This window comes from Natronorubrum halophilum (genome assembly GCF_003670115.1).
GTDB classification, from domain to species: Archaea; Halobacteriota; Halobacteria; order Halobacteriales; family Natrialbaceae; genus Natronorubrum; species Natronorubrum halophilum.
In genome coordinates, this window is the sequence record NZ_QQTY01000007.1 from 138,446 (window position 1) to 159,481 (window position 21,036).

Annotated in this window: 24 protein-coding genes; 9 read left to right on the plus strand and 15 right to left on the minus strand. The window is 59.1% G+C overall.

Annotated elements, in window-relative coordinates; translation table 11 throughout:
- Nucleotides 1–45 precede the first annotated feature (45 nt).
- Both DWB23_RS22640 and DWB23_RS22645 read right to left on the minus strand, forming a co-directional pair.
- Nucleotides 46–267: a hypothetical protein gene (locus DWB23_RS22640; RefSeq protein WP_121745037.1), complete on the minus strand. Its 222-nt coding sequence runs from the start codon at nucleotides 265–267 to the stop codon at nucleotides 46–48.
- 167 nt (nucleotides 268–434) lie between these two features.
- A complete protein-coding gene (locus DWB23_RS22645) occupies nucleotides 435–1,397 on the minus strand; it encodes a PGF-CTERM sorting domain-containing protein (RefSeq protein ID WP_121745054.1) in 963 nt (320 codons plus the stop codon).
- A gap of 486 nt (nucleotides 1,398–1,883) precedes the next feature.
- Between DWB23_RS22645 and DWB23_RS22650 the strand changes: the two genes are divergently transcribed.
- Entirely contained in the window at nucleotides 1,884–4,718 is a 2,835-nt protein-coding gene (locus DWB23_RS22650) for a DEAD/DEAH box helicase (RefSeq protein WP_121745038.1), read from the plus strand.
- Nucleotides 4,719–4,849: 131 nt separating this feature from the next.
- On the plus strand, nucleotides 4,850–5,704 hold the full coding sequence (locus tag DWB23_RS22655; RefSeq protein WP_121745039.1) for a protein sorting system archaetidylserine decarboxylase: 855 nt from the start codon (nucleotides 4,850–4,852) through the stop codon (nucleotides 5,702–5,704).
- Nucleotides 5,705–5,747: 43 nt separating this feature from the next.
- Here DWB23_RS22655 and DWB23_RS22660 read toward each other — a convergent pair whose 3' ends face one another.
- From DWB23_RS22660 to DWB23_RS23355, 3 genes are all read right to left on the minus strand, one after another.
- Nucleotides 5,748–6,551: a DUF6036 family nucleotidyltransferase gene (locus DWB23_RS22660; RefSeq protein ID WP_121745040.1), complete on the minus strand. Its 804-nt coding sequence runs from the start codon at nucleotides 6,549–6,551 to the stop codon at nucleotides 5,748–5,750.
- On the minus strand, nucleotides 6,548–7,474 hold the full coding sequence (locus DWB23_RS22665; RefSeq protein ID WP_121745041.1) for a MarR family transcriptional regulator: 927 nt from the start codon (nucleotides 7,472–7,474) through the stop codon (nucleotides 6,548–6,550). Before DWB23_RS22665 ends, DWB23_RS22660 begins: the two co-directional genes overlap by 4 nt.
- A gap of 573 nt (nucleotides 7,475–8,047) precedes the next feature.
- Nucleotides 8,048–8,233: a hypothetical protein gene (locus tag DWB23_RS23355; protein WP_162989938.1), complete on the minus strand. Its 186-nt coding sequence runs from the start codon at nucleotides 8,231–8,233 to the stop codon at nucleotides 8,048–8,050.
- A 267-nt stretch (nucleotides 8,234–8,500) separates the two neighbouring features.
- Here DWB23_RS23355 and DWB23_RS23360 point away from each other — a divergent pair, with 267 nt between their 5' ends.
- Together DWB23_RS23360 and DWB23_RS22675 are read left to right on the plus strand one after the other, a co-directional pair.
- Nucleotides 8,501–8,839 carry a hypothetical protein gene (locus tag DWB23_RS23360; RefSeq protein WP_137288073.1) on the plus strand — a complete coding sequence of 113 codons (339 nt, stop codon included), beginning with the start codon at nucleotides 8,501–8,503 and terminating at the stop codon, nucleotides 8,837–8,839.
- 912 nt (nucleotides 8,840–9,751) lie between these two features.
- On the plus strand, nucleotides 9,752–10,006 hold the full coding sequence (locus DWB23_RS22675) for a DUF7692 domain-containing protein (protein ID WP_121743872.1): 255 nt from the start codon (nucleotides 9,752–9,754) through the stop codon (nucleotides 10,004–10,006).
- A 210-nt stretch (nucleotides 10,007–10,216) separates the two neighbouring features.
- On the opposite strand, the gene DWB23_RS22680 is transcribed toward DWB23_RS22675, so the two are convergent.
- The 8 genes from DWB23_RS22680 to DWB23_RS22710 form a co-directional block, all read right to left on the minus strand.
- The gene (locus DWB23_RS22680) at nucleotides 10,217–10,963 is read right to left on the minus strand and encodes a hypothetical protein (protein WP_121743873.1); all 747 of its coding nucleotides are present in this window, start codon (nucleotides 10,961–10,963) and stop codon (nucleotides 10,217–10,219) included.
- Nucleotides 10,964–11,197: 234 nt separating this feature from the next.
- On the minus strand, nucleotides 11,198–11,587 hold the full coding sequence (locus DWB23_RS22685) for a hypothetical protein (protein ID WP_121743874.1): 390 nt from the start codon (nucleotides 11,585–11,587) through the stop codon (nucleotides 11,198–11,200).
- 162 nt (nucleotides 11,588–11,749) lie between these two features.
- Nucleotides 11,750–12,916 (minus strand): hypothetical protein, encoded by a 1,167-nt coding sequence (locus DWB23_RS22690; protein WP_121743875.1) that lies wholly within the window; start codon nucleotides 12,914–12,916, stop codon nucleotides 11,750–11,752.
- Nucleotides 12,909–13,727 (minus strand): hypothetical protein, encoded by an 819-nt coding sequence (locus DWB23_RS22695; RefSeq protein ID WP_121743876.1) that lies wholly within the window; start codon nucleotides 13,725–13,727, stop codon nucleotides 12,909–12,911. The genes DWB23_RS22690 and DWB23_RS22695 overlap by 8 nt, the downstream gene beginning before the upstream one ends.
- Entirely contained in the window at nucleotides 13,724–14,269 is a 546-nt protein-coding gene (locus DWB23_RS22700; protein ID WP_121743877.1) for a hypothetical protein, read from the minus strand. Before DWB23_RS22700 ends, DWB23_RS22695 begins: the two co-directional genes overlap by 4 nt.
- Before the next feature lie 2 nt (nucleotides 14,270–14,271).
- Nucleotides 14,272–16,146 carry a hypothetical protein gene (locus DWB23_RS23650; protein WP_238709223.1) on the minus strand — a complete coding sequence of 625 codons (1,875 nt, stop codon included), beginning with the start codon at nucleotides 16,144–16,146 and terminating at the stop codon, nucleotides 14,272–14,274.
- Nucleotides 16,147–16,272: a hypothetical protein gene (locus DWB23_RS23815; RefSeq protein WP_275086319.1), complete on the minus strand. Its 126-nt coding sequence runs from the start codon at nucleotides 16,270–16,272 to the stop codon at nucleotides 16,147–16,149. It abuts the gene before it with no gap.
- A 16-nt stretch (nucleotides 16,273–16,288) separates the two neighbouring features.
- Nucleotides 16,289–16,720, minus strand: coding sequence for a hypothetical protein (locus DWB23_RS22710; RefSeq protein WP_121743769.1), 432 nt, complete (start codon nucleotides 16,718–16,720; stop codon nucleotides 16,289–16,291).
- Nucleotides 16,721–16,809: 89 nt separating this feature from the next.
- On the opposite strand from DWB23_RS22710, the gene DWB23_RS22715 reads away from it, so the two are divergent.
- A complete protein-coding gene (locus tag DWB23_RS22715; protein WP_121743878.1) occupies nucleotides 16,810–16,992 on the plus strand; it encodes a hypothetical protein in 183 nt (60 codons plus the stop codon).
- Nucleotides 16,993–17,059: 67 nt separating this feature from the next.
- Here the strand turns inward: DWB23_RS22715 and DWB23_RS22720 are convergent, their stop codons facing one another.
- Nucleotides 17,060–17,488 (minus strand): type IV pilin, encoded by a 429-nt coding sequence (locus DWB23_RS22720; RefSeq protein ID WP_121743879.1) that lies wholly within the window; start codon nucleotides 17,486–17,488, stop codon nucleotides 17,060–17,062.
- 313 nt (nucleotides 17,489–17,801) lie between these two features.
- Between DWB23_RS22720 and DWB23_RS22725 the strand changes: the two genes are divergently transcribed.
- The gene (locus DWB23_RS22725) at nucleotides 17,802–18,593 is read left to right on the plus strand and encodes a hypothetical protein (RefSeq protein ID WP_121743880.1); all 792 of its coding nucleotides are present in this window, start codon (nucleotides 17,802–17,804) and stop codon (nucleotides 18,591–18,593) included.
- A gap of 14 nt (nucleotides 18,594–18,607) precedes the next feature.
- On the opposite strand, the gene DWB23_RS22730 is transcribed toward DWB23_RS22725, so the two are convergent.
- A complete protein-coding gene (locus DWB23_RS22730; RefSeq protein ID WP_121743881.1) occupies nucleotides 18,608–18,862 on the minus strand; it encodes a helix-turn-helix domain-containing protein in 255 nt (84 codons plus the stop codon).
- A gap of 645 nt (nucleotides 18,863–19,507) precedes the next feature.
- On the opposite strand from DWB23_RS22730, the gene DWB23_RS22735 reads away from it, so the two are divergent.
- Genes DWB23_RS22735 through DWB23_RS22745 form a run of 3 tightly spaced genes read left to right on the plus strand, consistent with a single transcriptional unit; the run spans nucleotide 19,508 to nucleotide 20,951 of the window.
- The gene (locus DWB23_RS22735) at nucleotides 19,508–19,729 is read left to right on the plus strand and encodes a hypothetical protein (RefSeq protein WP_121743882.1); all 222 of its coding nucleotides are present in this window, start codon (nucleotides 19,508–19,510) and stop codon (nucleotides 19,727–19,729) included.
- Complete coding sequence (locus tag DWB23_RS22740) at nucleotides 19,726–19,932, plus strand: hypothetical protein (RefSeq protein ID WP_121743883.1); 207 nt, start codon at nucleotides 19,726–19,728, stop codon at nucleotides 19,930–19,932. The genes DWB23_RS22735 and DWB23_RS22740 overlap by 4 nt, the downstream gene beginning before the upstream one ends.
- Before the next feature lie 14 nt (nucleotides 19,933–19,946).
- Entirely contained in the window at nucleotides 19,947–20,951 is a 1,005-nt protein-coding gene (locus DWB23_RS22745; RefSeq protein WP_170972315.1) for a tyrosine-type recombinase/integrase, read from the plus strand.
- Nucleotides 20,952–21,036: the final 85 nt, after the last annotated feature.

The following is a 21,036-nucleotide window of genomic DNA, read 5'->3' on the forward strand; positions in this document are numbered from 1 at the left end:
CGATCGTCAAACCGCGCGTTGCAGCGACCGTTTCAAGCAGCCTCGCTACTCCGATTCCTCGAGCAGTCCGAGATCGGCGGCTGCGAGGTCGGCGATACGGTCGGCGATGTCGGGATCGACCGCGGCGACGTCGCCGCCGCCGTGTAGCTGTTCGTTGTGTCGCTCGATCAGGTCGGCCACTTCCGCTAACGGGACGCGGGAAGTCGTCTCGCACTCGGGGCAGACGATCGGCACCTGCGGATCGTTCGAATCGCTTGCGGCTGTCATTGCGTACCCCTCTCGAGTGAACTGTAAAATATCATTGGTTGGTCCGTGTGTACGTTGTCGATGGTCTCGTACCCCCGCGTATTCCGTTTCCTGACGGGATGCGTTCTCCGCTCGAAATTCGCGGACACGATGCAGTGGAAGCGAAACGGAATCGCCCGTCAGGTCCGTCAGGTCGATCGACGGCGGAAGCCGACGAGCGCGACGGCCGCCAGCGCGACGAGTACGGCCGGGACTCCGAATCCGGGTAGTTCGTCACCGCCGTCCTCGTCGTCCGTATTCGCCGATTCGTCGGAGTCGTCGGTCGATCCGTTCGAGTTGTCGTCGTCGCTCGAGTTACCGTCGTCGCTCGAGTTGCCGTCGTTGACGCCGGTCTCATCGGCGTCGAGTTGGAGGACGATCATGACCTCTCCGTGGGAGCCGCCCGGTTCGTAGGTCCACTCGCCGCCGGCTTCTTCGTAGGATACCGCGTCTTCGATCGGATCGACGCTGGTGTCCCACGTGTCGTGTGCCTGTTGCACGTAGCCGACGACTTCGATCTTGTCGGCGTGTTCGCCCTCGATCTGGGCCTCGCCGTACTCGATGGTGGCGTTCTCAGGGTGACCGTGTAGCTCGATGCTGTGGGTATCCATGTAGCCGTCGCCCTGTGGCAAGTCGTCGGTCGTTCCGAACTGGTCGCCGTCGAGCGGTCGGTCGTAGTGCTCGGTCAGCGGGTACTGAACGGTTAACGGATCGGCGTGGGAGTGCCACGACGTCGTCTCGCCGGTCGGTATCGTGACGGTCGTATTCGGAACGCTTTCACCGACGATCGGTTCGCCCGCCTCGTTGAGCAACACGACGCCGATCTTCCCGGAGCCGTCCCCGAGGTACGGCGACCGGTACTCGTCGCGCGGGTTCACGTAGCTCACCCAGTTCCCGTCGCTCGCTTCGTAGTACGGATCGCCCGCTTCGGGCGCTGGCTCGGCGTACGCTTCCTCGCTCACGTTCGCGTCCGATTCGCTATCCGGATCGCTGACACTGAGGGACGAGTCCGCCGGGCTGGCACCTGCGCCGACGGCTCCGGCGGCACCGACGAGTCCGAGAACGAGCAGGGCGACGAGTCCGACCGCGAGCGCGGAACGCGATCGAAACATCGTCACTGTTGGACCCCGCGAACCGCGGTTTGTCGCTTCGTTCGGTATCTCAGTCGCCGCCGTGGCTTTCGTTGAGGATCTCGTCTTGGCCGTGACATACGACCACAGTACGAAATTCATGTTTCTTTATATGAACTCCCTACCGAACTGTAACGACTCCTTACATCCTCTCGGCGGACTCGTATTCCAACCGGTATCGACGTAGGCTCCCGTTAACCGACACGTGACGACCGCTGCGGATGCGGATGGTGACGACGAAACGGCTGTTACGGACGAGATCGGTGCCGACGAGGAGTAGACCCGTTCTCGAGCGTCGTCGTCTCCCGGTCGTTAACCGAGCCGAACCCGCACCATGGTACCAACCGAAACGATTCACACACCCCCCGCACAGCGGGCGTGCGATCAGGCGTACAGTGACTGTTGGCGGCTACTATAGTCGTCTCCGGAACGTGGCCCTTATCCGCCGTTCGCCCCTAGCGCGTCTCGATGACAGAGGGGGACGTCGCGGCGTTTACGCACCTCGGACCGACGGTTCGCGGGGCGCTTTCCGAACGCGGCTTTTCGACGCCGACGGCACCGCAGCGACTGGCCATTCCGCCGCTGTCGGCCGGCCAACACACGCTCGTGATCGCACCCACGGGGAGTGGCAAGACCGAGACGGCGATGTTGCCGGTCTTCGATCACCTTCTCGAGGATCGGCCCGAGGGGTTCGGTGCGCTCTACGTCACCCCGCTGCGGGCGCTCAACCGCGACATGCGCGAACGCCTCGAGTGGTGGGGCGAGTCCCTTGACCTCGAGGTCGACGTTCGCCACGGCGACACGACCCAGTACCAGCGCGGCAAACAGGCCGAGAACCCGCCGGACGTGCTGGTCACGACGCCGGAGACGCTGCAGGCGATGCTCACGGGCGAGCGCCTGCGCGACGCGCTCGAGGACGTTTCCCACGTCGTGGTCGACGAGGTTCACGAACTCGCGGCTTCGAAACGCGGGGCGCAACTCGCGATCGGTCTCGAGCGCCTGCAGGACCTCGCGGGGGACATCCAGCGAATCGGCCTCTCGGCGACGGTCGGCGACCCCGGCGAGGTCGGCCAGTTTCTCACCGGCGGCCGGCCCTGCGAGATCCGGGAGATCGACGTCGGGAGCAACGTCGACGTCGCCGTTCGTCAACCCGACATAACCGACGAGGACGAGCGACTGGCGGGACAGTTGATGACCGAACCGGACACGGCCAGTCACGTCCGCCTTATCCGGGACCTCGTCGCGGAACACGAGTCGACGCTCATTTTCGTCAATACGCGCCAGACCGCGGAGGCGCTCGGTTCGCGGTTCACCGAACTCGATCTCCCGATCGGGGTCCACCACGGGTCGCTCTCGAAGGAGGCCCGGATCGACGTCGAGGATCGGTTCAAAGCCGGCGAACTGGACGGACTGCTCTGTACGTCCTCGATGGAACTGGGCATCGACGTCGGCCGCGTCGACCACGTCGTTCAGTACAAGAGCTCGCGACAGGTTACCCGGTTGCTCCAGCGGATCGGCCGCGCGGGCCACCGCCAGGACGAGGTCTCGAGCGGAACGATCGTCACGACTCGCCCCGACGACACGTTCGAGGCGGTGGCGATCGCCCGCCGCGCTCGCGACGGCGAGGTCGAACCGGCCGCGATCCACGAGGGGAGCCTCGACGTGGTCGCAAACCAGATCCCGGGGTTCGTTCAGAGTCGCGGCTCGACCCGCATCCGCGAGGCGTACGAAACCGTCACGCGCGCGTATCCGTTCCGCGACCTCCCCGAGGAAACGTTTCGCGAAATCGTTTCGGAGCTCCACCGCAACCGAATCGTCTGGTTCGACGAGGGCGACGATCGCATCGAGACGACCGGCGGCACGTGGCAGTACGTCTACGCCAACCTCTCGATGATCCCCGACGAGGAGACCTACGACGTCCACGATATCGCCTCGAGCACCCAGATCGGAACCCTGGACGAACGGTTCGTCGTCAACTTCGCCCGGCCGGGCGAGATCTTTATTCAACGGGGAGAGATGTGGCGTATCGCGGAGATCGACGACGAGGAGGCTCGCGTCAAGGTCAGCCCGATCGAGGATCCGGCGGGCGAGGTGCCATCCTGGATCGGCCAGGAGATACCCGTCCCCGCCGCGGTCGCCGGTGAAGTCGGCGAGATCCGCGCCGTTGCGGAGCCACAGCTTTCCGCCGGCGCGGACGCCGGGGCGGTTGGCCGCGAACTCGGACACCGGTATCCGGCCGACGAGTACACGCTCACCGAGGCCTGCACGCAACTCGAGCGCCAGACCGAGGCCGAGGCACCGATGCCGACGGCGGATCGACTCGTCCTCGAGCGCCAGGGGCGCACCGTCGTGTTGAACGCGCCCTTCGGCCACACGGCGAACGAGACGCTCGGTCGCGTGCTCTCCGCGCTGCTCGGTCAGCAAGCCGGCTCTTCGGTGGGTCTCGAGACGGATCCCTACCGAATCGAACTCGAGGTTCCGAACTCGATCGCGACCAGCGACGTGCTGGGCGTGCTCGAGGAGACGGACCCCGATCACGTCGAGACGATCGTCGAACTCGGACTCAAGAACTCGGACGCGCTCGCGTTTCGGCTCGCGCAGGTCTCGGCGAAGTTCGGCGCGCTCAAGCGCTGGCAGGGCGACGGCTCCGGACGCCTCTCGAACGAACGCCTCCTCGCGGCGCTCGAGGACACGCCGATGTACGCGGAGTCGATTCGGGAGGTGTTCCACGAGGATCTGGACGTCGAGCGGGCGAGCGCGGTCCTCGAGGGGATCCAGTTGGGCGAGATCGACCTCGTGGCCCACCGCGGTCGGACGCCGGTCGGGCGGGGCGGTCGTTCCTCAGGCGGGAAGGAACTGCTGGCACCCGAGAACGCGGACGCGAGCGTCATCAACACCGTTCGGGAACGGCTGCAGGACGACCGGATCATTCTGCTCTGTACCCACTGTACGGACTGGACGGTGAAGACGAAAGTCAAGCGCGTCCGCGACCAACCAGAGTGTCCCGAGTGCGGTTCGACTCGGATCGCCTCGTTGAACCCGTGGGCCGACGAGGTCGTGCGGGCGGTTCGATCGCAGGAGAAAGACGAGGAGCAAGCGGAGATGACCGAGCGGGCGTACCACAGCGCCAGTCTGGTTCAGAGCCACGGCAAACGGGCCGTGATCGCGATGGCCGCCCGCGGCGTCGGCCCGCACAACGCCGCTCGGATCATCAACAAGCTTCGGGAGGACGAAGACGAGTTCTACCGCGACATCCTCTCGAAGGAACGCGAGTACGCGCGCACGCAATCGTTCTGGGACTGAGCCGTCTCGAGCCGGGATCGAACGCTCTCGACGGGGACCTCGTAGCGCGGATCGCTGTAAACGCGTCTCGAGAAGCCGGGCGTCTGCGTCTCACCGTAACCACCATACGAACCGACCGCGTTTATCGTTGTATGAACTTCGCGCCGGGAGCCTGGAAGTACGCGATCCTTCCCCTGCTCGCCGCCCCGTTCGCGTTCGTCTTCAGCGTGACGGCGAGCCTCGTCGCAGTCGCACTCGGTGTCGGAACGCTCGCGTTCTTTCGGGATCCCGAGCGAACGCCGCCGCCGACGGGCGTCGTCTCGCCGGCCGACGGGAACGTCTCCGTGCTCCGCGAGGAGAGCGACCGCGTTCGTCTGGGGGTGTTCATGAACGTCTGGCACGTCCACGTCGTCCGCGCACCGTTCGACGCGTCGGTGACCGACGTCGAGCACGTTTCCGGGGCGAACCGACCCGCCTTCTCGAAGGACTCGGACCGGAACGAGCGCGTGCACGTGCGGTGTGAGACCGAGTCGTCGAACCTGCCCGCGTCCGGATCGCTCGAGGAATCTGGCGGAGAGGGTGAGCTAGACGAGGTGGCGGACGCGAGCGATGCGGATCCCACCGCCGACGGCGGTAGCGCCGCCGGTTCCGAGGACCCGCACGCGAAACCCGACCAACCGCCGAGCGACGCCGAGGTGACGCTGATCGCCGGCGCGTTCGCCCGTCGGATTCACCCCTACGCCGAGCGCGGCGACGACCTCGAGCGCGGCGACCGAATCGGTCACATCGCCTTCGGCAGCCGGGTGGACCTCCTGTTTCCGCCGGAAGTGGATCTCGAGGACGTCGACGTGGAAATCGGAGACTCGATGACGGCCGGGGAGACGGTGGTGCTCGAGTCCGGGACACCGATCGGCGCGGAGATCGATCTCGGTATCGAGTCTGCAGATCTGGATGAGGGAGTCGAGGGCGGGAGTGAGGACAGGAGCGGCGACGAGTCGAACTCTTAGGATCTTATTCGTCGCGCCAGATGGCGAACGAGTGACCGCCGCGCTACTCCGCCGGTTCGATTCGCTGCCCGCTCCGCGTCACTCGGTCGAACGCTTCGAGGTACGCGACTCGCTGCCGAACCTCGGCGACGGATAGATCGAGTCTGGCCGCCAGTTCGTCTGCCGTCTTCGGTTCGTCGAGCGCCTGGAGCACCTCGATTCCGCGGTAGTATCGGACCGTCAGCTCCCGAACACGGTCCTCGATCGGCGTGGTCACCCCGTACCGCTCGTCGAGGTCGACCAGCGCTTCGTTCGCGAATGTGGCGAATCGATCGTCGCCGAGTCGGTCGATCTGCACCTCGAGTTCGGCGCTGACGACGTCGTGGTCCAAGCCAGTTTGCACGAGCGTATTCATGTCCTCGATGTCGCCGTCGCGACCGGCGATCAGCTTGAACAGAAAAATATCCTCGGCGCTGACGAGGCGGACGGCTAACGGGCCCGTCGCGAGGAACCGCTCGCTGCGGTCGATCATGCCCTCGGTCAGCACGAGCTTGTTCGCGACCTGCCGATTGAAGATGTCGAGGCGACAGCCGTCGTCGTTCTCTACGCAACTCGTCGCACCGAGCGCCCGGTAGTCGGGACCCAGCGGTTGCACCTCCGAGTAGCCGAGATCCATCAGGGCGGCCCAGAGTCGGCCGGACGCGTCACCGTCGGAGACGACGAGGTCGATATCTTTCGTCGCGGCCTTCAGGTCGCGGAGCGACATCGCGCCGCCACCGATCAAGAAGACGGTAACCGAGTCGGACAGCCCGTCGGCGATCCGCCGGAACTCGTCCTCGATGTACTCGCGTCCGAACGTCGGTCTCATGCGGAGAGCGTCACCTCGTAGTCCGCCGCCACGTCCCGGAACTCGGACCATTCGGGGAGGCGGTCGTCCTCGATATCGCCACCGGTCTCGAGATACCGGAGCAGGGCGTCGATTTCGTCCTCGAGGTCGTACGTCGCCGCCCGAGTTCGAAGCTCGTCCTCGTCGAGGTCGACGCGGCTGAGCAGGAGCAGACAGTACAACCGGTGACGGGTATCGTCGTCGATCAGCAGCGCGTGACAGCACAGGTCCGCCGGCGGGATCGACTCCAGGTCCTCGGCGTAGAAGTAGTAGCGACGGCCGGTCAGTAGAAACTGGAGGCCGAAGGCCGCGAACCGGGCGAGTCCGGTCTCGTGAAAGCCGGCGGCGTCGATCTCCGTCGCGGTCTGGGCGAGGAATTCGTCGTGATCTTCCCACAGGATCGTCCCGCTCGGCGCGAGCGTTTCGAGCCGCTGGCAATGGAGGTGATGCCCGAGTTCGCGGGCGAACTCGTGGATCCGTTCGAAGTCTCCGTTGAAGCTGTAGCGTCCGTCGTCCGCGCCGACGATCCCGCGGTCACGGAGGCGCGCGAGAACCCGATTGACGGTATTGCGGTAGTTGTCGCTCCGGTCGGCGAGATCGGCGACCGTTCGCGGCCGATCGAGGTAGTAGAGAACCTCCAGGGCCTTTCCATTCAGTAATTCGGAAAAGTCAATGTGGGCGTATTGACGGACGAGATCCCGATACACCTCGACCGCCCGAGCGTCGGAGGGAGTGATTCGCTTCCGGCGACCGTCGCGTTCCGTGTAGACCACGCCCTTCCCGGCGAGGTTCGCGACGACGCGGGAGACGTAACTTTCGCTGTACTCGAGTCTGGTCGCGAGTTCGGAGATCGTCTCGCCTCGTTCGATAGCCCCGAGGACCTCGAGTTCGCTGCCTCTGAGCACGGTGTAACATAGTACGAAACTATTATATAAACCAGTTTCGGGTAGTGTTACAGCCGGCGGGTGCTCGAGTTCGGGATTCTCGGTGAAGTCGCTCGAGAACGGACGACTTGTGGTGGAGATTGTGTCTCGAGGGGCAGTTCTCGAGAGGATCATCGCACTCGTCGTACTCGGGCGAACCGCGATGCATCGTTCGTCTGGACCGACAGCGATCTCATTCACCCGGACCGAAGCACGTCCTCGTGACGGACTACTAAGCTGGTTATTGAGTGCCCCCAAGGGGACAGAGCCAAAAATTACAGCGCCCCACCCCATTTCCGCATGATCTCCAGTTGATCCACACGAAACAGGGCCTACTGGTAATGATGGGTGGGACCTCGATAACCGGTGTTGTCGAGTCCACTTAGGAGGGGTACGCACGTTTAAATACAATAACGAAGCCCCGCCGGCGTGATGCGCCGTCCTCAAGATAATTTACTGATTGTCTTCGCGCTCGTCGAACTTGCTTGTGACCAGTGAGAAACACCCACTGAACTCATGCGCTCAAACTGGCGCGAAAATAATACTTTGTCTGTTTTATCTGCCAACTGTTACGATTGCAGCGATAATGATACCCAGTACGAACCCGGATATTACTATCTCTGCCAGTATATTTTGGATGTAGCCTGTTATTTCGATACCAATCAGCAACATAATCGGGATTATTCCAACCGCAGCGATTACGATGACTGCAAAGACTGTGTACCCTGGATTTTCACTCATGTTTTCACTTTAGCAGAGCGAAAGATATCTCTCATCATTCTTCCGCTAGTCCCACATATTCGTGTGGTATAGGTCCGCTACCTGTCTTTCGCTCTGTCTAATCAGAGCAGATTCAAATATAAAAGCGTACATCCTTAATGAATTCTAATACTTCAAAATCGCATGACTGCAACGGTATAAAATATTTGACTTATTTGGCCAGCCTTTATTTCTTCGTCAAACATCCGAATAGTAATATACATTATGTATACTGTATACGTGTAGTATATGGTCACAGTTGTATCTGAACAGATAAGTCATGGCTGGGGTGAAACTGTTCACAAGAGACTAGATGGTGAGAGCTACTATTTTGTGTCTTTTGACGAATACAAAGCAAAGCGCCGGGCCGATATATTTGAAAGTCTTTGGTTGGCAATTGACGGTGTAGATATCGTGGATCAGGATGTGATTCCAGTAAAAGTAGCACGTGAGGGAAAGGCGGCTATTGCTTCATACCTCTATAGTGTACATCTCAAGTCAATCGGCAATATTGCAGAAATCCTTAAAGTATCAGCTTCCACAGTTGAACAATACCTTACAGATGTAAAAGCAGGTAGAAGATTATAGATATATGACTGATCAGCTAACGATAAATCCTGATGCTTTTCTCTGGCTCAATCCCCTACCACTGGTCTTCACCTGTTGAGAGAATCGATTTTCCGAATATGAATACGAGCGATAATCGACTGTTTTCATATCGTGGCAGCTGCCATCGAGATAGTTCTCGTAGCGGCCACGCTTTGCTCGATACAACTCAATCAATGAATTATTTCGAAATTATATGATGGCTGTTATTTGATCTGGGGAAGTTCGTTGTGATGTTCCGCTAATAACTCTAATGTGGGTCTAATTTCACTGAATCGTGGTCCCCGTTCTACGCAATTCATGTTGGGACTCCATTCGATAAATCCGTAATCATCTAATTTGGGAAGGTGAACATGCCGGTGTTTGATGCTACTCCGCTGTTCAGTTTCTGCAACATCGGGTGGTGTGTCAAGGCAACTTGGGGAGTCTGTCTGGGGATTCTCCTTCAGCAAGGAGAATAGCAGTTCTCGTCGTTGTGCGTTTGATATCACTTCGTATAATTTGTCGTGGGGTGAATTCATGGACAGGTAAGCCCAAACTATCCATGCGGATAAAGTTCGGGCCAATATGTGTTGAAACCATGTTTTGAATATCTGAGTGAATCCCCTTCTACTCAGTTCGCACAAGGGCTTATCGTGCCGTATAGATGTTTTTTGTCCGAATAGAACGCCGTGAGAGACAGATTCAATGCTACTTCTTGGGGTTGCACGTCGACAGATCCGGTTTCCCGAATATGCACACGAGATCGGAAACGTCGTGTGCATATTGAGTGACGATCGCCGCGACGAACCTCGGAACAATTCTGATTGGGTGACAGAAACACCCCGATTATGGGCTATGGGCGGGGTTGAGTGAGTCGAAAAAACTAGGATTCGGGGGTTCGTGTGTACGAGTATGCGAATCCGAACCGACGGCGACTATGCGTACCGAAACGATGCGATCGACCGCGCAGCACGCTTCTACGACTGTAACAAGACGAAAGCCGTCGTCTCAGCGTGTGACGACGTGCCCCGACTGGTTGCAGCTGCCCGCCAGGTCCTCGAGCGCGACGACCTCACTCACGAGCAGCGCCGGGAGATCGCCGAGACGTTGAGTACTCGAGTCACGACCTTCGATGTTGGTCAGTCCGTAGTTGTTGAAAAAGAGTAGTGACCCTGCTCAAGTCCTGTTTTGAGAGGGGTATCTCAGTGAACGATACACTACAGATGCAAACTGAACGCCGCAATTTCTATCAGTTACCAATGATGCTCGTTGAATGGTGCTGAATATAGGGCGCAAATGTGGCACGTGTTGGGAGCAGGTCTGCGATGGATCGTGATTGGTCAGTACTGCAGCAATAGTTACTGACGTACGGACCTCTCAGTCCATCGTTCTGACCCACTCTAAGGTGAACAATTTACCAAAGAGATACCAGAACCGGTGCCGGTACAACATGATAAGCGGGAAGTACCGAATGATCCCTTCAATCACGAACTGATAGACACTGGGAGCGACGTACTTGAGCACGCCCATGAAGCATAGGACCGGAATCTTCCGCGAACTGCAGAGCCCGCGGTTCCACACCTCGTAAGCCACAAGTTCGGGTCGTCTCCGTTCCTTCGCATTCACCGCTCCGGGCCCAAATCGGAGCTCACGGTTGAACTCCTGTACGAACGTTGTATCCATCGTCAAGAGGAACGGGTAGAACAGGACTGCCCACGTAATAATCGCTGGGACGCCGTTGACCAGTTCGTGGAGCGGCAGCGAATACCAGTCCAAAACCATGGATACCGTGTCCATGACCGCCCAACCGACTGCGCTTGTTACGCCCCAGATAAAGAGTAGGATTATCCCAATCAACCAGTACAGGTCCTTCGCCAGAAAGATAGGCTGTGTGACCGGTTTATGTGGGTCGTGGTTGGCCGCTTGTTCCCCTGCTTTGATCGCACGTGTTCGCAAATCGGGATCGGAAACCGAACTAAATCCTGCAAAAATCGGTGGATACCAGTACACGGTTCGGTAGATCCGAAGAAAGTCGGCTCGCACCTCTCGGTACCGATCGATACTCACTACTCGATGGAACATGATCCGTCTTATCAGCGGGTGTGAGAGGAGTTTGGCGAGCACTTACAGAGGTATACAGTCCGATGGAATATAATCATTACCACGGTTTCTGATATAATGAACCGTTGTCATCAAATCCTTACTGTGGATGAGTTGCTGAATACATCCTCTATAGTCAGCAGGCACCTTTTGATAGATCCAAGAGAGATCGGTAACCACTCCAGTAACTATTTGACCTGTACTTGCCGCTAAGGATATTAAACCGAATTCTTTGCCGAGGTTTTCAATAGAGTCGGATTAGAAGACGTCGCCGATCGAGATTTTTGCTTGCTGGGTTCCGCGGTGATCGCCGCCACCGTGCCACCGGAGCAGCGGGAGATCGCTCGCTCGAACCATCTTGTCTGTGACGACCGTGCAGCCGGAGCGCCCATGTGGCCGGTAGACGACGAAACAGTACCAGCCGTCCGCTCGCCGAAGCTTGTCGTGATACGCTCGGTAGACCTTGAAGTTGCCCGGCTGGCCGTCGGCGTGCTCGAGCATGGTGCTCTTGATCTCGACGGGCGTTCCGTTTCCGAATCTCGCGTCGTGCCAGCTGGCGCGCTCGAGTTCGAAGCGTCGTTTCTTCGCCATCCGTTTCTCGCAGGCCGTCCCGAAGTGGTTCGCTCGCTTCGATCGACTCCGAGTCATGGCTGACTCATCACGCACGCGCTCGTCGCGCGTCTTTATTTATTTCTCCGCCGCCGTCTATGGATCGAATACAGGCGATGGGCCGTGATACGCGGCCCTGTCGGGCCGCGCCCATAGTAAAGGGGGGATAGTTGCCGTTGCCAGCGTGCCACCTGTACGCGGTCATGCAATTACCTCTTCGACTTTGGCAAGCGTATCGACGTGCTCGCCGTCGTCTTTGTACTCTCGCCAGCGAGTACCGACCCATTGGTGGCTGTAGGGAACGTACGTCGCTGTCTCGCGATTTGACATACCTTCCTCTTTGCACCTGATAGCCGTCCAAATGGCCGTTTTGCGGGCCGCCTCGCCCGCCCCCATTTCGTCGGTTTCGTCGCCGTAACTCGACCACGACCAATCACTCGCCTCTTTCGTGTTGTACCGGAGGTCCGTCGGAGGCACGCCTTCGATCTCGCCTTCAATATCGGCGAGTTGCGCGTTCCGAATCGAGTCGGCGATGACGGCCTTTTTCTGACTCACCTTCTTGACGATCGTGCCGACGCGCCAGAGCATTGGATGAATCGATCGCTCGCCGTGCGCGATGTAGATGAGAGCGCCGCCGTACTTCCGGATCTTGTATACCAGCGGAGCCATCTTCTTGCGGGTTTCGTGGCCCTGTTTGCCGGTCCCACTGGCGGCACTCGAGAACTCGTCACCGATGAACAGTTTGTCGCGCTGGCTGTGCTTGAGCGGATCGCCATCCTGCTCGACCCACTCCATAAGTGTGCCGTAGTCACCGATCCAGCCGTCCTGTACATCGCCGTCAGCGTCCACCCAGCGGTTCTTTTCCTCGAGCGACTGGATGTTCGTGCCGAGCAGCGAGTTCTCCTGATGGAGCGCACGCCAGCGTTGTGCGAGCAGACACGCGAAGTCCGTCTTCCCCGCGCCCATCTCGCCCAAGACAACGATCACTGGAGCCGGGCCGTTGATGAGTTCGTCCACCGTGCCGATGGCCTTCAGACCGCTCACATCGGCACGCTGTGACGTGTCTCCAACCATGTGCTTGATCGTGGCCATATCGCCGTTTTCCATCGCTCTGCGGAAGTTCTCGGTCCCTTCGACCATCCGGATTTCCTCGTGTTTCGCGAGGTTTTTCGACTGGCCGGGCATCTTGTCGGGCCGATCGGCCGACGTCGGATCGTAGTGGATCGATCGAACGGCCATCGCCCGGCTAATCTGCTCGTCGCGAACGATGCCGCCGTGGTCGGCGATCTCCCGATTCTCGCGCTGTCCGTAGCCTTCCTGGTGCTCCCGCGCTTCGGCCGTGACGTGTAGGTCATTGTCGTCAGTCATCGGTCCCTCCGTCGGCTGCTGCCGCCTGCTCGCCGCCCGTGTTGATCGTGACGGGTGCCGTTTCCATCGGGTCGGTCGCGTCGAACTCCTGTTCGTATTCGCCAAGGTCGCTAATTTCGTCGCTTGACCACTCTTCGGCGTCGTCTTCGGCTGCCTCGAAGCGTTCTTTGACGCTGGTTTTCTGGGTCATCAACCCGCGTTCGTCGGCTTCGGCGTGCGCGTTGATCGTATCGCGTTCAATCTCGATTCCCATCCGGCTGATCCGCCCGCGTAGCTTGTTGTAGGCAATCGCCGTTTCGACTAACTCGCCGTGGACGTCCTCGAGCATGGCTTTGATCGTGACGAGTTTCGAGTCCGAGAGTTGGCTGAAGTAGCAGCCGGTGACGATGAGCGTCCCGTTCTCGCCCTGATCCGGGTGCCAGTCGAACTCTCGAACCTCGAACGCTTCGTTGTCGTTCACGCGGTACGGTGACGGTCCCTCGACGGTCTTGTTCGACCACACCTCTGGTTCAACGTAGAACTTCTTTCGTACGTCTTCGACACCGTTGACGTGGTAGACTTCCGTCATCCGCCGGTTTCGGAGCGCTCGAGCGCCGGTGACGAACAGCGCGAGCAGCGGCGGTCCGAGCAACAGGAGCGCAGCGAACCAGCCGATCGCGATCGGTGGAATGCCGGGGATGCTCGGACGGATCAAGACGAGTGCCGCCCCGAGCGACACCACGACACCGAGCACGATCAGCTGGCCCTCGGCAGCGATGTACGTCAGTCGATCCGCCCAGGAGCCGAACGTCCCGCTCGTCTGTTCGCTCATGCCTCCATCACCCCGCTTTCTTCGGAGCGGAGGACGTGCCACGTCCCGACACCGGCCAGCCCGACGGTCATGAGAATCCCCGAGAACAGTCCCGACTCGCCGCCGAAGTGCCGGAACGGGTTCTCGTCGCCTTCGCTCGGTTCTTCTATCTTGCTCGAGAGACGGACGGTGGTTCCGCTGACGCTGACACCGACCGTCGACGCCCCGCGCATCTCGCGGACGTCCATCGAGATCGTCGTCTCACCGCGCTCGAGGTTGTAGTCTTCGCTCGGCACCTGGACCGCGCCTTCCTCGCCGACGCCCGCGAGTGCGTCCGAGACGGTGACCGTCCGCGGCCGATCGGCGTCGAAGGTGATCGTCGCGGTTCCGTTCGCGAGTTCGTACTCAGTAATTCGGAGACCGTCGCCGAACTCAGCTTCGAATGCGGGTTCGGCCGTCGCGTTCTCCGTTTCGTTCCCGTCCTGTGCGGCGACTGGCCCAACGCCCATGCCCATCGCGAGCGCCACCGCTACGACGACAACCACAAAAAAGATCCGTCGCATCCTCAGTTCCCTCCGAGTCCCGGAATGAGGTCGGTCACAACCCCGATGACAGCGAGAACGACGACTCCGATGAGCCCCAGACCGAGCAGTGCGCCACCCTCTCCGAGGTCATCGAGCGGATTGGGGACGGTAAGGTCTACCTCAGTGTCATCATCTGAGTTCATCTCTTCGACCAGTTCGTACTGTTGTTCTAAGAGTTCCTTCTGAAACTGCTCGAACTCGTCCAGCCGATCGTGTACCTCCTCGTAGTCGGTCGGCGTCTCGGTTGTGAGATCGTTATCCGTGAACGTCACCGAATCCGTATCGACTATCTCGCCGTCCTCGTTGAGTCCCTGTGCCGAGTCGATCGTGAACTCTCGCGTGTCTTCGAACTCCACGAATCCGGTTTGCTCGACCTGCTCGCCCTCCGAATTTTCGACCACGACAGTAGTAGAGAATAGGACGGTTGGGGCCGCAGTCGTTTCACTAACCAAATCCGTCAAATCTGCTGGCGTATAGGTCTCTCCCACCTGAAGATCGCCGTCCGGCCCCGGATCGATATACAACGTTCCGCTGATCGTTTTCCCCTCGATCGCGGCCACGTCCTCATTCGCTTCCGGCCCCTCGTCGTCCGGGTCGGTGAGCGGTCCTATTGTAATCGTGTTATGGGTCGTAGACGGCGTTTGACCGAGCATCGACAGGTGAGCATTGACGAGCGCGTGCGGGTCGTCTTCCGGCGCGTCGTCTGACAACGAGGTGAACGTCTGGATTTCTTCGTAGCTCAGTTCATCGTCTACGATTTGCTCATACACGTTGTCTACCATCGTCTCGACGTTGGTAGAGGCGGTGTTGAGCGCGTCGAGTACCGACTGAATCGCAGCGTTCCAATCGTTATGGGACCACAGGAGTTGTGCGCCGGCTACTTCGCCGTCCCGACCGAATTCGTTGTCGTAGACGTTCCGGTACTCCGCATCATCGAACTCCTTAATCTCTATCTCAAGGGTTTCAACGACGAACCAGCCGTTTGCATCGTCTGAGTCCCGCATCTTGTAAATTTCCTCCCCGTCATCCTCTGGAGTTGGGTCCAGTGCCGGGAGACCAATATTCCCAAGTTCTCCGACATCGCGAGTGGCTCCGGTTGCACTCTGGCCGTTATCGAACTCAATCGCAAACGTCGGTGCCGAAATTGTACTCCCGTCGGGGAGATCGTAGACCATATCGCTCACGTCATGGTCGAGATCTGTGATTCCTCCCGCACTTTCGTCAGACGATCCATAGGTGCTAGCGAGGCGGTAATATTCCTCATAATCAGCAGGCTCAGAGTAGTCACCGGCTTCATCGAGCGCGAGGTGCAGGCGCTGCCACCGATCACGAATCGAGCGTAGAACAAGATGCGACTCGTTGACGATCTCCTCGAGCGGGGTTGAATAGACTTCATCAACTTTCGCGGTAGCAGCGTCAATCGCATCCTGTCGGCTCGCTCCTTGCTCCTGAATCTCCCGGTAAGCCGCCTTCAGACCCTCGATATAGGCGCGTCCTTCCAGAAGTTCGGCGTTGTCCTGTACCCACGTGAGTGAGGTGCCAGTGCGAGCCTGCGTTTCGACACCGTATCGGTAGGTGTCGCCGTGAATCCGAAGAATCTCGTTTTCTAAGTATTCCTCGTGTTCCTCGTCATCGTCGCCGTCCGATCCGAATAGCCAGCCGAGAGCGTCACCCGCCCCCCATCCCGCCCCGATCGGCATGAGTGACTGTGCGCTCGCCGTTCCGCTCGAGGCCGCCCCGCCCGCCGCGATCGCCGCGGCGGTGGCCGTCCCCTGGAGGAACGTCCGCCGGTCGAGCGAGCAGCCGGGCGCGACCTCGTGGGCCGTGGGCTGTGGGCCAGAGTCCTCTGCCGCCATTCAGACCACCCCCGTCGTCATCAGCGCCGCCAGGCCGATCGACACGCTCGAGGCCGTGAGGACGTAGCCGGTGATCACTGAACTGTACCACTGTTCCGTCTGACCGCTGAAAACGTTGGAATGCATTGGTTGGAACTCCGGATTACTTGTAGGCGATCACGTAGAACGCGGCGGCGTTGAGGAAGACGGTGAACCAGCCGACGTACCACATGCTTGCCATCGTGACGGCCACAGCGGGCACGAGCGCCGCGAGAATGTTCATGATGATCGCCAGCAACACGACGACCGTTTCCACGTCGGTCCAGTCCTCTGGCGTCCCCTCGTTGGTGAGCCAGCCGATGAGCAGAATCCCCATCGAGAGGATGAACCCGTACGTGACCTCGGTGCCGTGCGCGCTGTACAACGAGTCCGCGAGCGACATGTTCAGCGGCGCGCTGAACTGGAGCGTGCCGACCGCGCCGACCGAGATCGACGCGAGCACGAACAATGGCGCGAGAATACTGTCTGTTAGGTCGATACCGTCTTCCTGACGAATCGAGTCAGGAACGTATTTCTGCGGTAGGCTAAGTGCCATACGAACGCTCCGTTTCCCCGCCCCATCGAAAAGGTCAGGAAAACCAAGGTTCACCAACCTTTATACCAAGGCGGGTTGCCGCCAGTCGCATGGCGCTGAACAAACTCAGACAGTTAGACCAGAACTCCGCCGGGATTACCCTCCCAAAAGACGATCTCCGAATTGAGGGACTGCTCGACGAGAACGGGAGTGTTGACGATGAATATCACTTCCACGTTCGTCACATCGGTGACGGTGAATGGACGCTTGAGCTCGTCGAAGAACTTGATTAGTAATTCTCTATCTACTCACAACAACATGTCGGAAATTGAAAAATCGTTCTATAAGGTTGTCTGTTATTTAGGTGTCGTACTCGACTGTCCCAACGATAGTTGTCCCACTTCGGTCAGTTTCTTCCCCGTAATAGGCAACAATATCATATTCCGTACCAGTCGTACCATCAATTGTTGCCCCCTCACCTACACTTTCTAACGGCAAACTTCCACTGCTCGTGGACACAACGTTACCACTATCATCAATAACAGTAACTCCATCTGCATTTGCCAGCGATTCAAGGTTCACTGTTGGCGCGGTGGATCCATCATCTTCCACCTGTACGCCTGCTTGGGCACTGTCTTGGAGTCCCGATCCCATATCGAGAACAAATGCAGCGATCACAGCCGCTAAAATAACTGTAATCGCAACCATAAGTATGACCCCTATCACTGGAGAGACCGCACGTTCATTTTCGTTACCAATCAGCTTACTTCGGAATTGTGTCAAATCCATGTGTCATCACGCACCACAAATCAGCAGGTGGTTCATCGTGCTCAACCTCGAGCACACACTCGACGGATCAGGGCAGCAACCCACTACCGTCGCCATCCTTCCATGCGATTTTCGGTGCTAACTCTAACACAAGAAGCACCCATAATAAAGGTATTCGAACGTGAAATTCATCTAATCTTATAGGGTTTCAGATCTGATAATCAGTGAGTGGCAGAAACCTTGCAGTGGCCCCTTGAAGCGCCGCCATCTATCGATATCACTTTTGAAACCGTCCAGACCGAACTTCTTTGCTTGCGGACTCAAATTCACATCTATGAGTGAATCGGACAGTTTGGTCCCCGAACGCGCTCTCGCGCGCACCTACGACGGTGGATATCACATCGACGGCTGGCAGAGTGTCACGGAATATCGGCGGGCGCTATCCTACGCGAGTCGGAACAATGTGAAATCCGGAGCCACGGCCAACGCTCTCGAGTTACCACGTGGGCGGGTCCGAACGTGGCTCGAGGGTGGCTGTCCCGACCCTGCACGAGCGATCGACATCGCTCGCGAGCACGGGTGGCTTGAGTGTACGTTCGGTGACCCCGAGTTCCAGGGTCTGAACGCGCTCGTCGCGAACATCTTTTCCGGCGGTTCGATCGCCGAGTCTACCTACGCGCCAGGGTTCGCGCTGAACCATCGCGGAGAAGACAGCCACGTTTTCGACGCGCTCGAGCTGGCCGGCGTTAAGTATCGCGTGGTCGACGATCGCGACGGCCGAGCCGATGAGGTCCGGCCGACGACGGATGCCAGTGTACTCGGTCGCGTGTTGGCCGTTCTTGGCGCTCCCGTGGGTCCGAAAGCTGATCAACACCTCTCGATTCCGGACTACCTTGAAGACGCGCCCGAGGGAGCCCGTGAGCAGTTTGTGTACGCCTATCTCGAGAATCGGGCGATCCCACACGAGGGGAAAGCAACGCTCACGCTTCGCGAAGATCGGAACCGGGACTATCTCGAGGGACTGGCCACGTTGATCGACGACGTGGCCGGCGGCGGGGTCCGAATCGGCGAGCGAGATATCGTGATCTCGAAATCGGCAACGGAGAATCTGGGGACAGTTCGATAACAGTAGTACGGTTTCTATTCGTCTGTCTCTAAGTCGCCAGCGTCGAGTTCTCCCTCGAGATACGCACGACCGCGGTCCGTAATTTGGTAAAATCCTGCATCTTCATCGTAGTATTCTACAAGGCCTTCATCCAGAAGCGGGCTCATTCTCTGCCGCACGTATCCGGCATTGAAATTGATATTTTCAGCAATCACACGTGGTGTCGCAACGATCTCTCGGTTCCCTTCATTCAGAAGGAACTCCAAGATGTGATCATCTGCATTCGTCATCCACGACACCCGTGGCCGTCGCATCTTGCCTGTTCTGACGCTTGAAACCAGAAAGTTCGTCCGGTTGTGTTTGGTGGACTGATCATGTCATGGTCCATGGCTAACAGAATCGTTAGTTAAATATAAGTAAATAGGGTGTTTGGATGCGGTCAACGGAAGCCAGACGGACCCACCGGTACCCGGTCGGGTCCTCGTCAGAAACGCGGACCCGGTGCTTGGGACACCGGCCCGCTGGCCTCCGTAACCACAGTACGGAAGCATGTATTCACGCAACGCTACGGGGGATAAAGCCCCCGATAGACGGCATCGATCGGCCCACGGCCCACAGCCTACGGCCGCCTCGAGTTCCGATATCGGAACTATCGGAAAGATAGCAAATCCCGACTCAACACTAACGAGAGCGTGTAAGTCACAGGATCCGACTATTTTCGGAACTATCGGAAATCACCTTCCGACAACTAAGAGGGTCGCATACAGTCGTTACAACGCACCGACGGACAGCAGCCGCGCGCGCCCCCAGTTCCAACTAACGGCGCACGCGGTGAGTCCGCGGTCCCACAACAGTGAGACCATGATTGAAATTACACGCAACCACAGTAAACGTACCGGAGGTAGTGCTGACGGCAAGCTACCCGAGGGGGATCGATGAGCGACGAGTTCCACGCCCTAGAGCGACAGGCCGACGCGATGGAACAACAGACGGCGGCCCTCGAGGCGATCGCGACGGAACTGCGCTACCAGAACGCGGCGCTCGTCGAGACGATCGACGCGATCGACCAGCTGGCCACGCACGTCGACGACCGCGAGGGCGAGCTGATGAATGGGCTGGATCTCGCGGAGAACTGGGCGGACGGTGATGGGCGATGAGCCTGTACGGCGTCTGCTACGACTGCGGCAAGCACGCGACGCTTCGGTACAAACCGGACGTCGCGCTCGACGATCAGCCGCGACCGTCGGTCTGTAACGTCTGCCGGTCGCGTCGCGAAGAGCGGATGATCGAGCAGTTCCGCGAAGACCGAGCTGTTTCGCCGTACGTTCCACGGACTCCTGACGAGGGTGACTACGAGTGATCACCCCGGAAGAGATGACGCCACGTAAGGCGTGGCATCGGTATCTCGACGGTCGGCGTACGGAGATCACCGACGAAACGGCATCCACGTATCACTACCGGCTGAAGCTGTTCGTCGAGTGGTGTGAGGATAACGAGATCGAGACAGTATCGGAACTCACTGGCTGGGTACTCGATCAGTACGAAAGTGCCCGCTCCGGCGAGGGTGTTGCTTCGACGACGCTCCACAACGAAATGGAGACGCTACAATCGTTCATCGAGTATCTCGAGCGGATCGAAGCTGTCGACGATGGGCTTGCCGATCGCGTGAACATTCCTGACGTGCCTGCCGACGAGAAGTCCCGAGAGACGAAACTCGAGGCAGATCGTGCACTCGGACTCATTCGCTACTACCGTTCGAGTAGTCGAGCAGGTTCGCAAAACCACGCGCTGCTCGAGGTCGCCTGGCATACGGGTGCGCGGTTGGGCGGGATCCGAGCGCTGGACTTGCGGGACTTCGACGCCAGCGACCAGACACTCGAGTTTGTACACCGGCCAGAAACCGATACGCCGCTGAAGAACAAGCGCAACGGTGAACGGATCGTTGGGATACGAGACGGTGTCGCGAAGACGCTGAGACAGTACATTCAGTCTGACCGGTGGGAGAAGCACGACGATCACGGTCGACAACCGCTGTTTTCGTCACTCCAGGGCCGTCCGGCGACGACGACCATGCGCGCCTGGATGTACGCTGCGACCTTTCCGTGCGTTCAGGGTCCGTGTCCTCACGGACATGACCCTGAAACCTGTGAGTTCCGGAGTCATACCCACGCGAGCAAGTGCCCGTCCTCACGGGCTCCGCACCACGTTCGGACGGGCTCGATTACCTGGCACCAAGATCGTGGTGTTCCGCGCGAAGTGACCACAGAGCGAGTGAACGCTTCGCAGGATATCATCGATCGGTTCTACGACAAGGCAACCAAGCGCGAGCGGATGGAACTTCGACGCCGTCCGCACCTCGAAAAACTCGAAATCGAATGAGAGATATGTACGCAAAATTCGGCAGTTCGATCGACGCACAGTCCGGCGATTTTCGTCCTAGTTCAATACCGGGCGATCCCATACT

Coding starts and splice junctions, on each gene's coding strand:
- DWB23_RS22740 (WP_121743883.1), top strand. CDS start 19,726: ATGAGCCTGTACGGCGTCTGCTACGACTGCGGCAAGCACGCGACGCTT.
- DWB23_RS22660 (WP_121745040.1), bottom strand. CDS start 6,551: ATGAGACCGACGTTCGGACGCGAGTACATCGAGGACGAGTTCCGGCGG.
- DWB23_RS22700 (WP_121743877.1), bottom strand. CDS start 14,269: ATGCGACGGATCTTTTTTGTGGTTGTCGTCGTAGCGGTGGCGCTCGCG.
- DWB23_RS22690 (WP_121743875.1), bottom strand. CDS start 12,916: ATGACTGACGACAATGACCTACACGTCACGGCCGAAGCGCGGGAGCAC.
- DWB23_RS23650 (WP_238709223.1), bottom strand. CDS start 16,146: ATGGCGGCAGAGGACTCTGGCCCACAGCCCACGGCCCACGAGGTCGCG.
- DWB23_RS22640 (WP_121745037.1), bottom strand. CDS start 267: ATGACAGCCGCAAGCGATTCGAACGATCCGCAGGTGCCGATCGTCTGC.
- DWB23_RS22710 (WP_121743769.1), bottom strand. CDS start 16,720: ATGGCACTTAGCCTACCGCAGAAATACGTTCCTGACTCGATTCGTCAG.
- DWB23_RS23355 (WP_162989938.1), bottom strand. CDS start 8,233: ATGAGTGAAAATCCAGGGTACACAGTCTTTGCAGTCATCGTAATCGCT.
- DWB23_RS22675 (WP_121743872.1), top strand. CDS start 9,752: ATGCGAATCCGAACCGACGGCGACTATGCGTACCGAAACGATGCGATC.
- DWB23_RS22730 (WP_121743881.1), bottom strand. CDS start 18,862: ATGACGAATGCAGATGATCACATCTTGGAGTTCCTTCTGAATGAAGGG.
- DWB23_RS22725 (WP_121743880.1), top strand. CDS start 17,802: ATGAGTGAATCGGACAGTTTGGTCCCCGAACGCGCTCTCGCGCGCACC.
- DWB23_RS22745 (WP_170972315.1), top strand. CDS start 19,947: ATGACGCCACGTAAGGCGTGGCATCGGTATCTCGACGGTCGGCGTACG.
- DWB23_RS22645 (WP_121745054.1), bottom strand. CDS start 1,397: ATGTTTCGATCGCGTTCCGCGCTCGCGGTCGGACTCGTCGCCCTGCTC.
- DWB23_RS23360 (WP_137288073.1), top strand. CDS start 8,501: ATGGTCACAGTTGTATCTGAACAGATAAGTCATGGCTGGGGTGAAACT.
- DWB23_RS22685 (WP_121743874.1), bottom strand. CDS start 11,587: ATGACTCGGAGTCGATCGAAGCGAGCGAACCACTTCGGGACGGCCTGC.
- DWB23_RS23815 (WP_275086319.1), bottom strand. CDS start 16,272: ATGCATTCCAACGTTTTCAGCGGTCAGACGGAACAGTGGTACAGTTCA.
- DWB23_RS22650 (WP_121745038.1), top strand. CDS start 1,884: ATGACAGAGGGGGACGTCGCGGCGTTTACGCACCTCGGACCGACGGTT.
- DWB23_RS22715 (WP_121743878.1), top strand. CDS start 16,810: ATGGCGCTGAACAAACTCAGACAGTTAGACCAGAACTCCGCCGGGATT.
- DWB23_RS22655 (WP_121745039.1), top strand. CDS start 4,850: ATGAACTTCGCGCCGGGAGCCTGGAAGTACGCGATCCTTCCCCTGCTC.
- DWB23_RS22735 (WP_121743882.1), top strand. CDS start 19,508: ATGAGCGACGAGTTCCACGCCCTAGAGCGACAGGCCGACGCGATGGAA.
- DWB23_RS22695 (WP_121743876.1), bottom strand. CDS start 13,727: ATGAGCGAACAGACGAGCGGGACGTTCGGCTCCTGGGCGGATCGACTG.
- DWB23_RS22720 (WP_121743879.1), bottom strand. CDS start 17,488: ATGGATTTGACACAATTCCGAAGTAAGCTGATTGGTAACGAAAATGAA.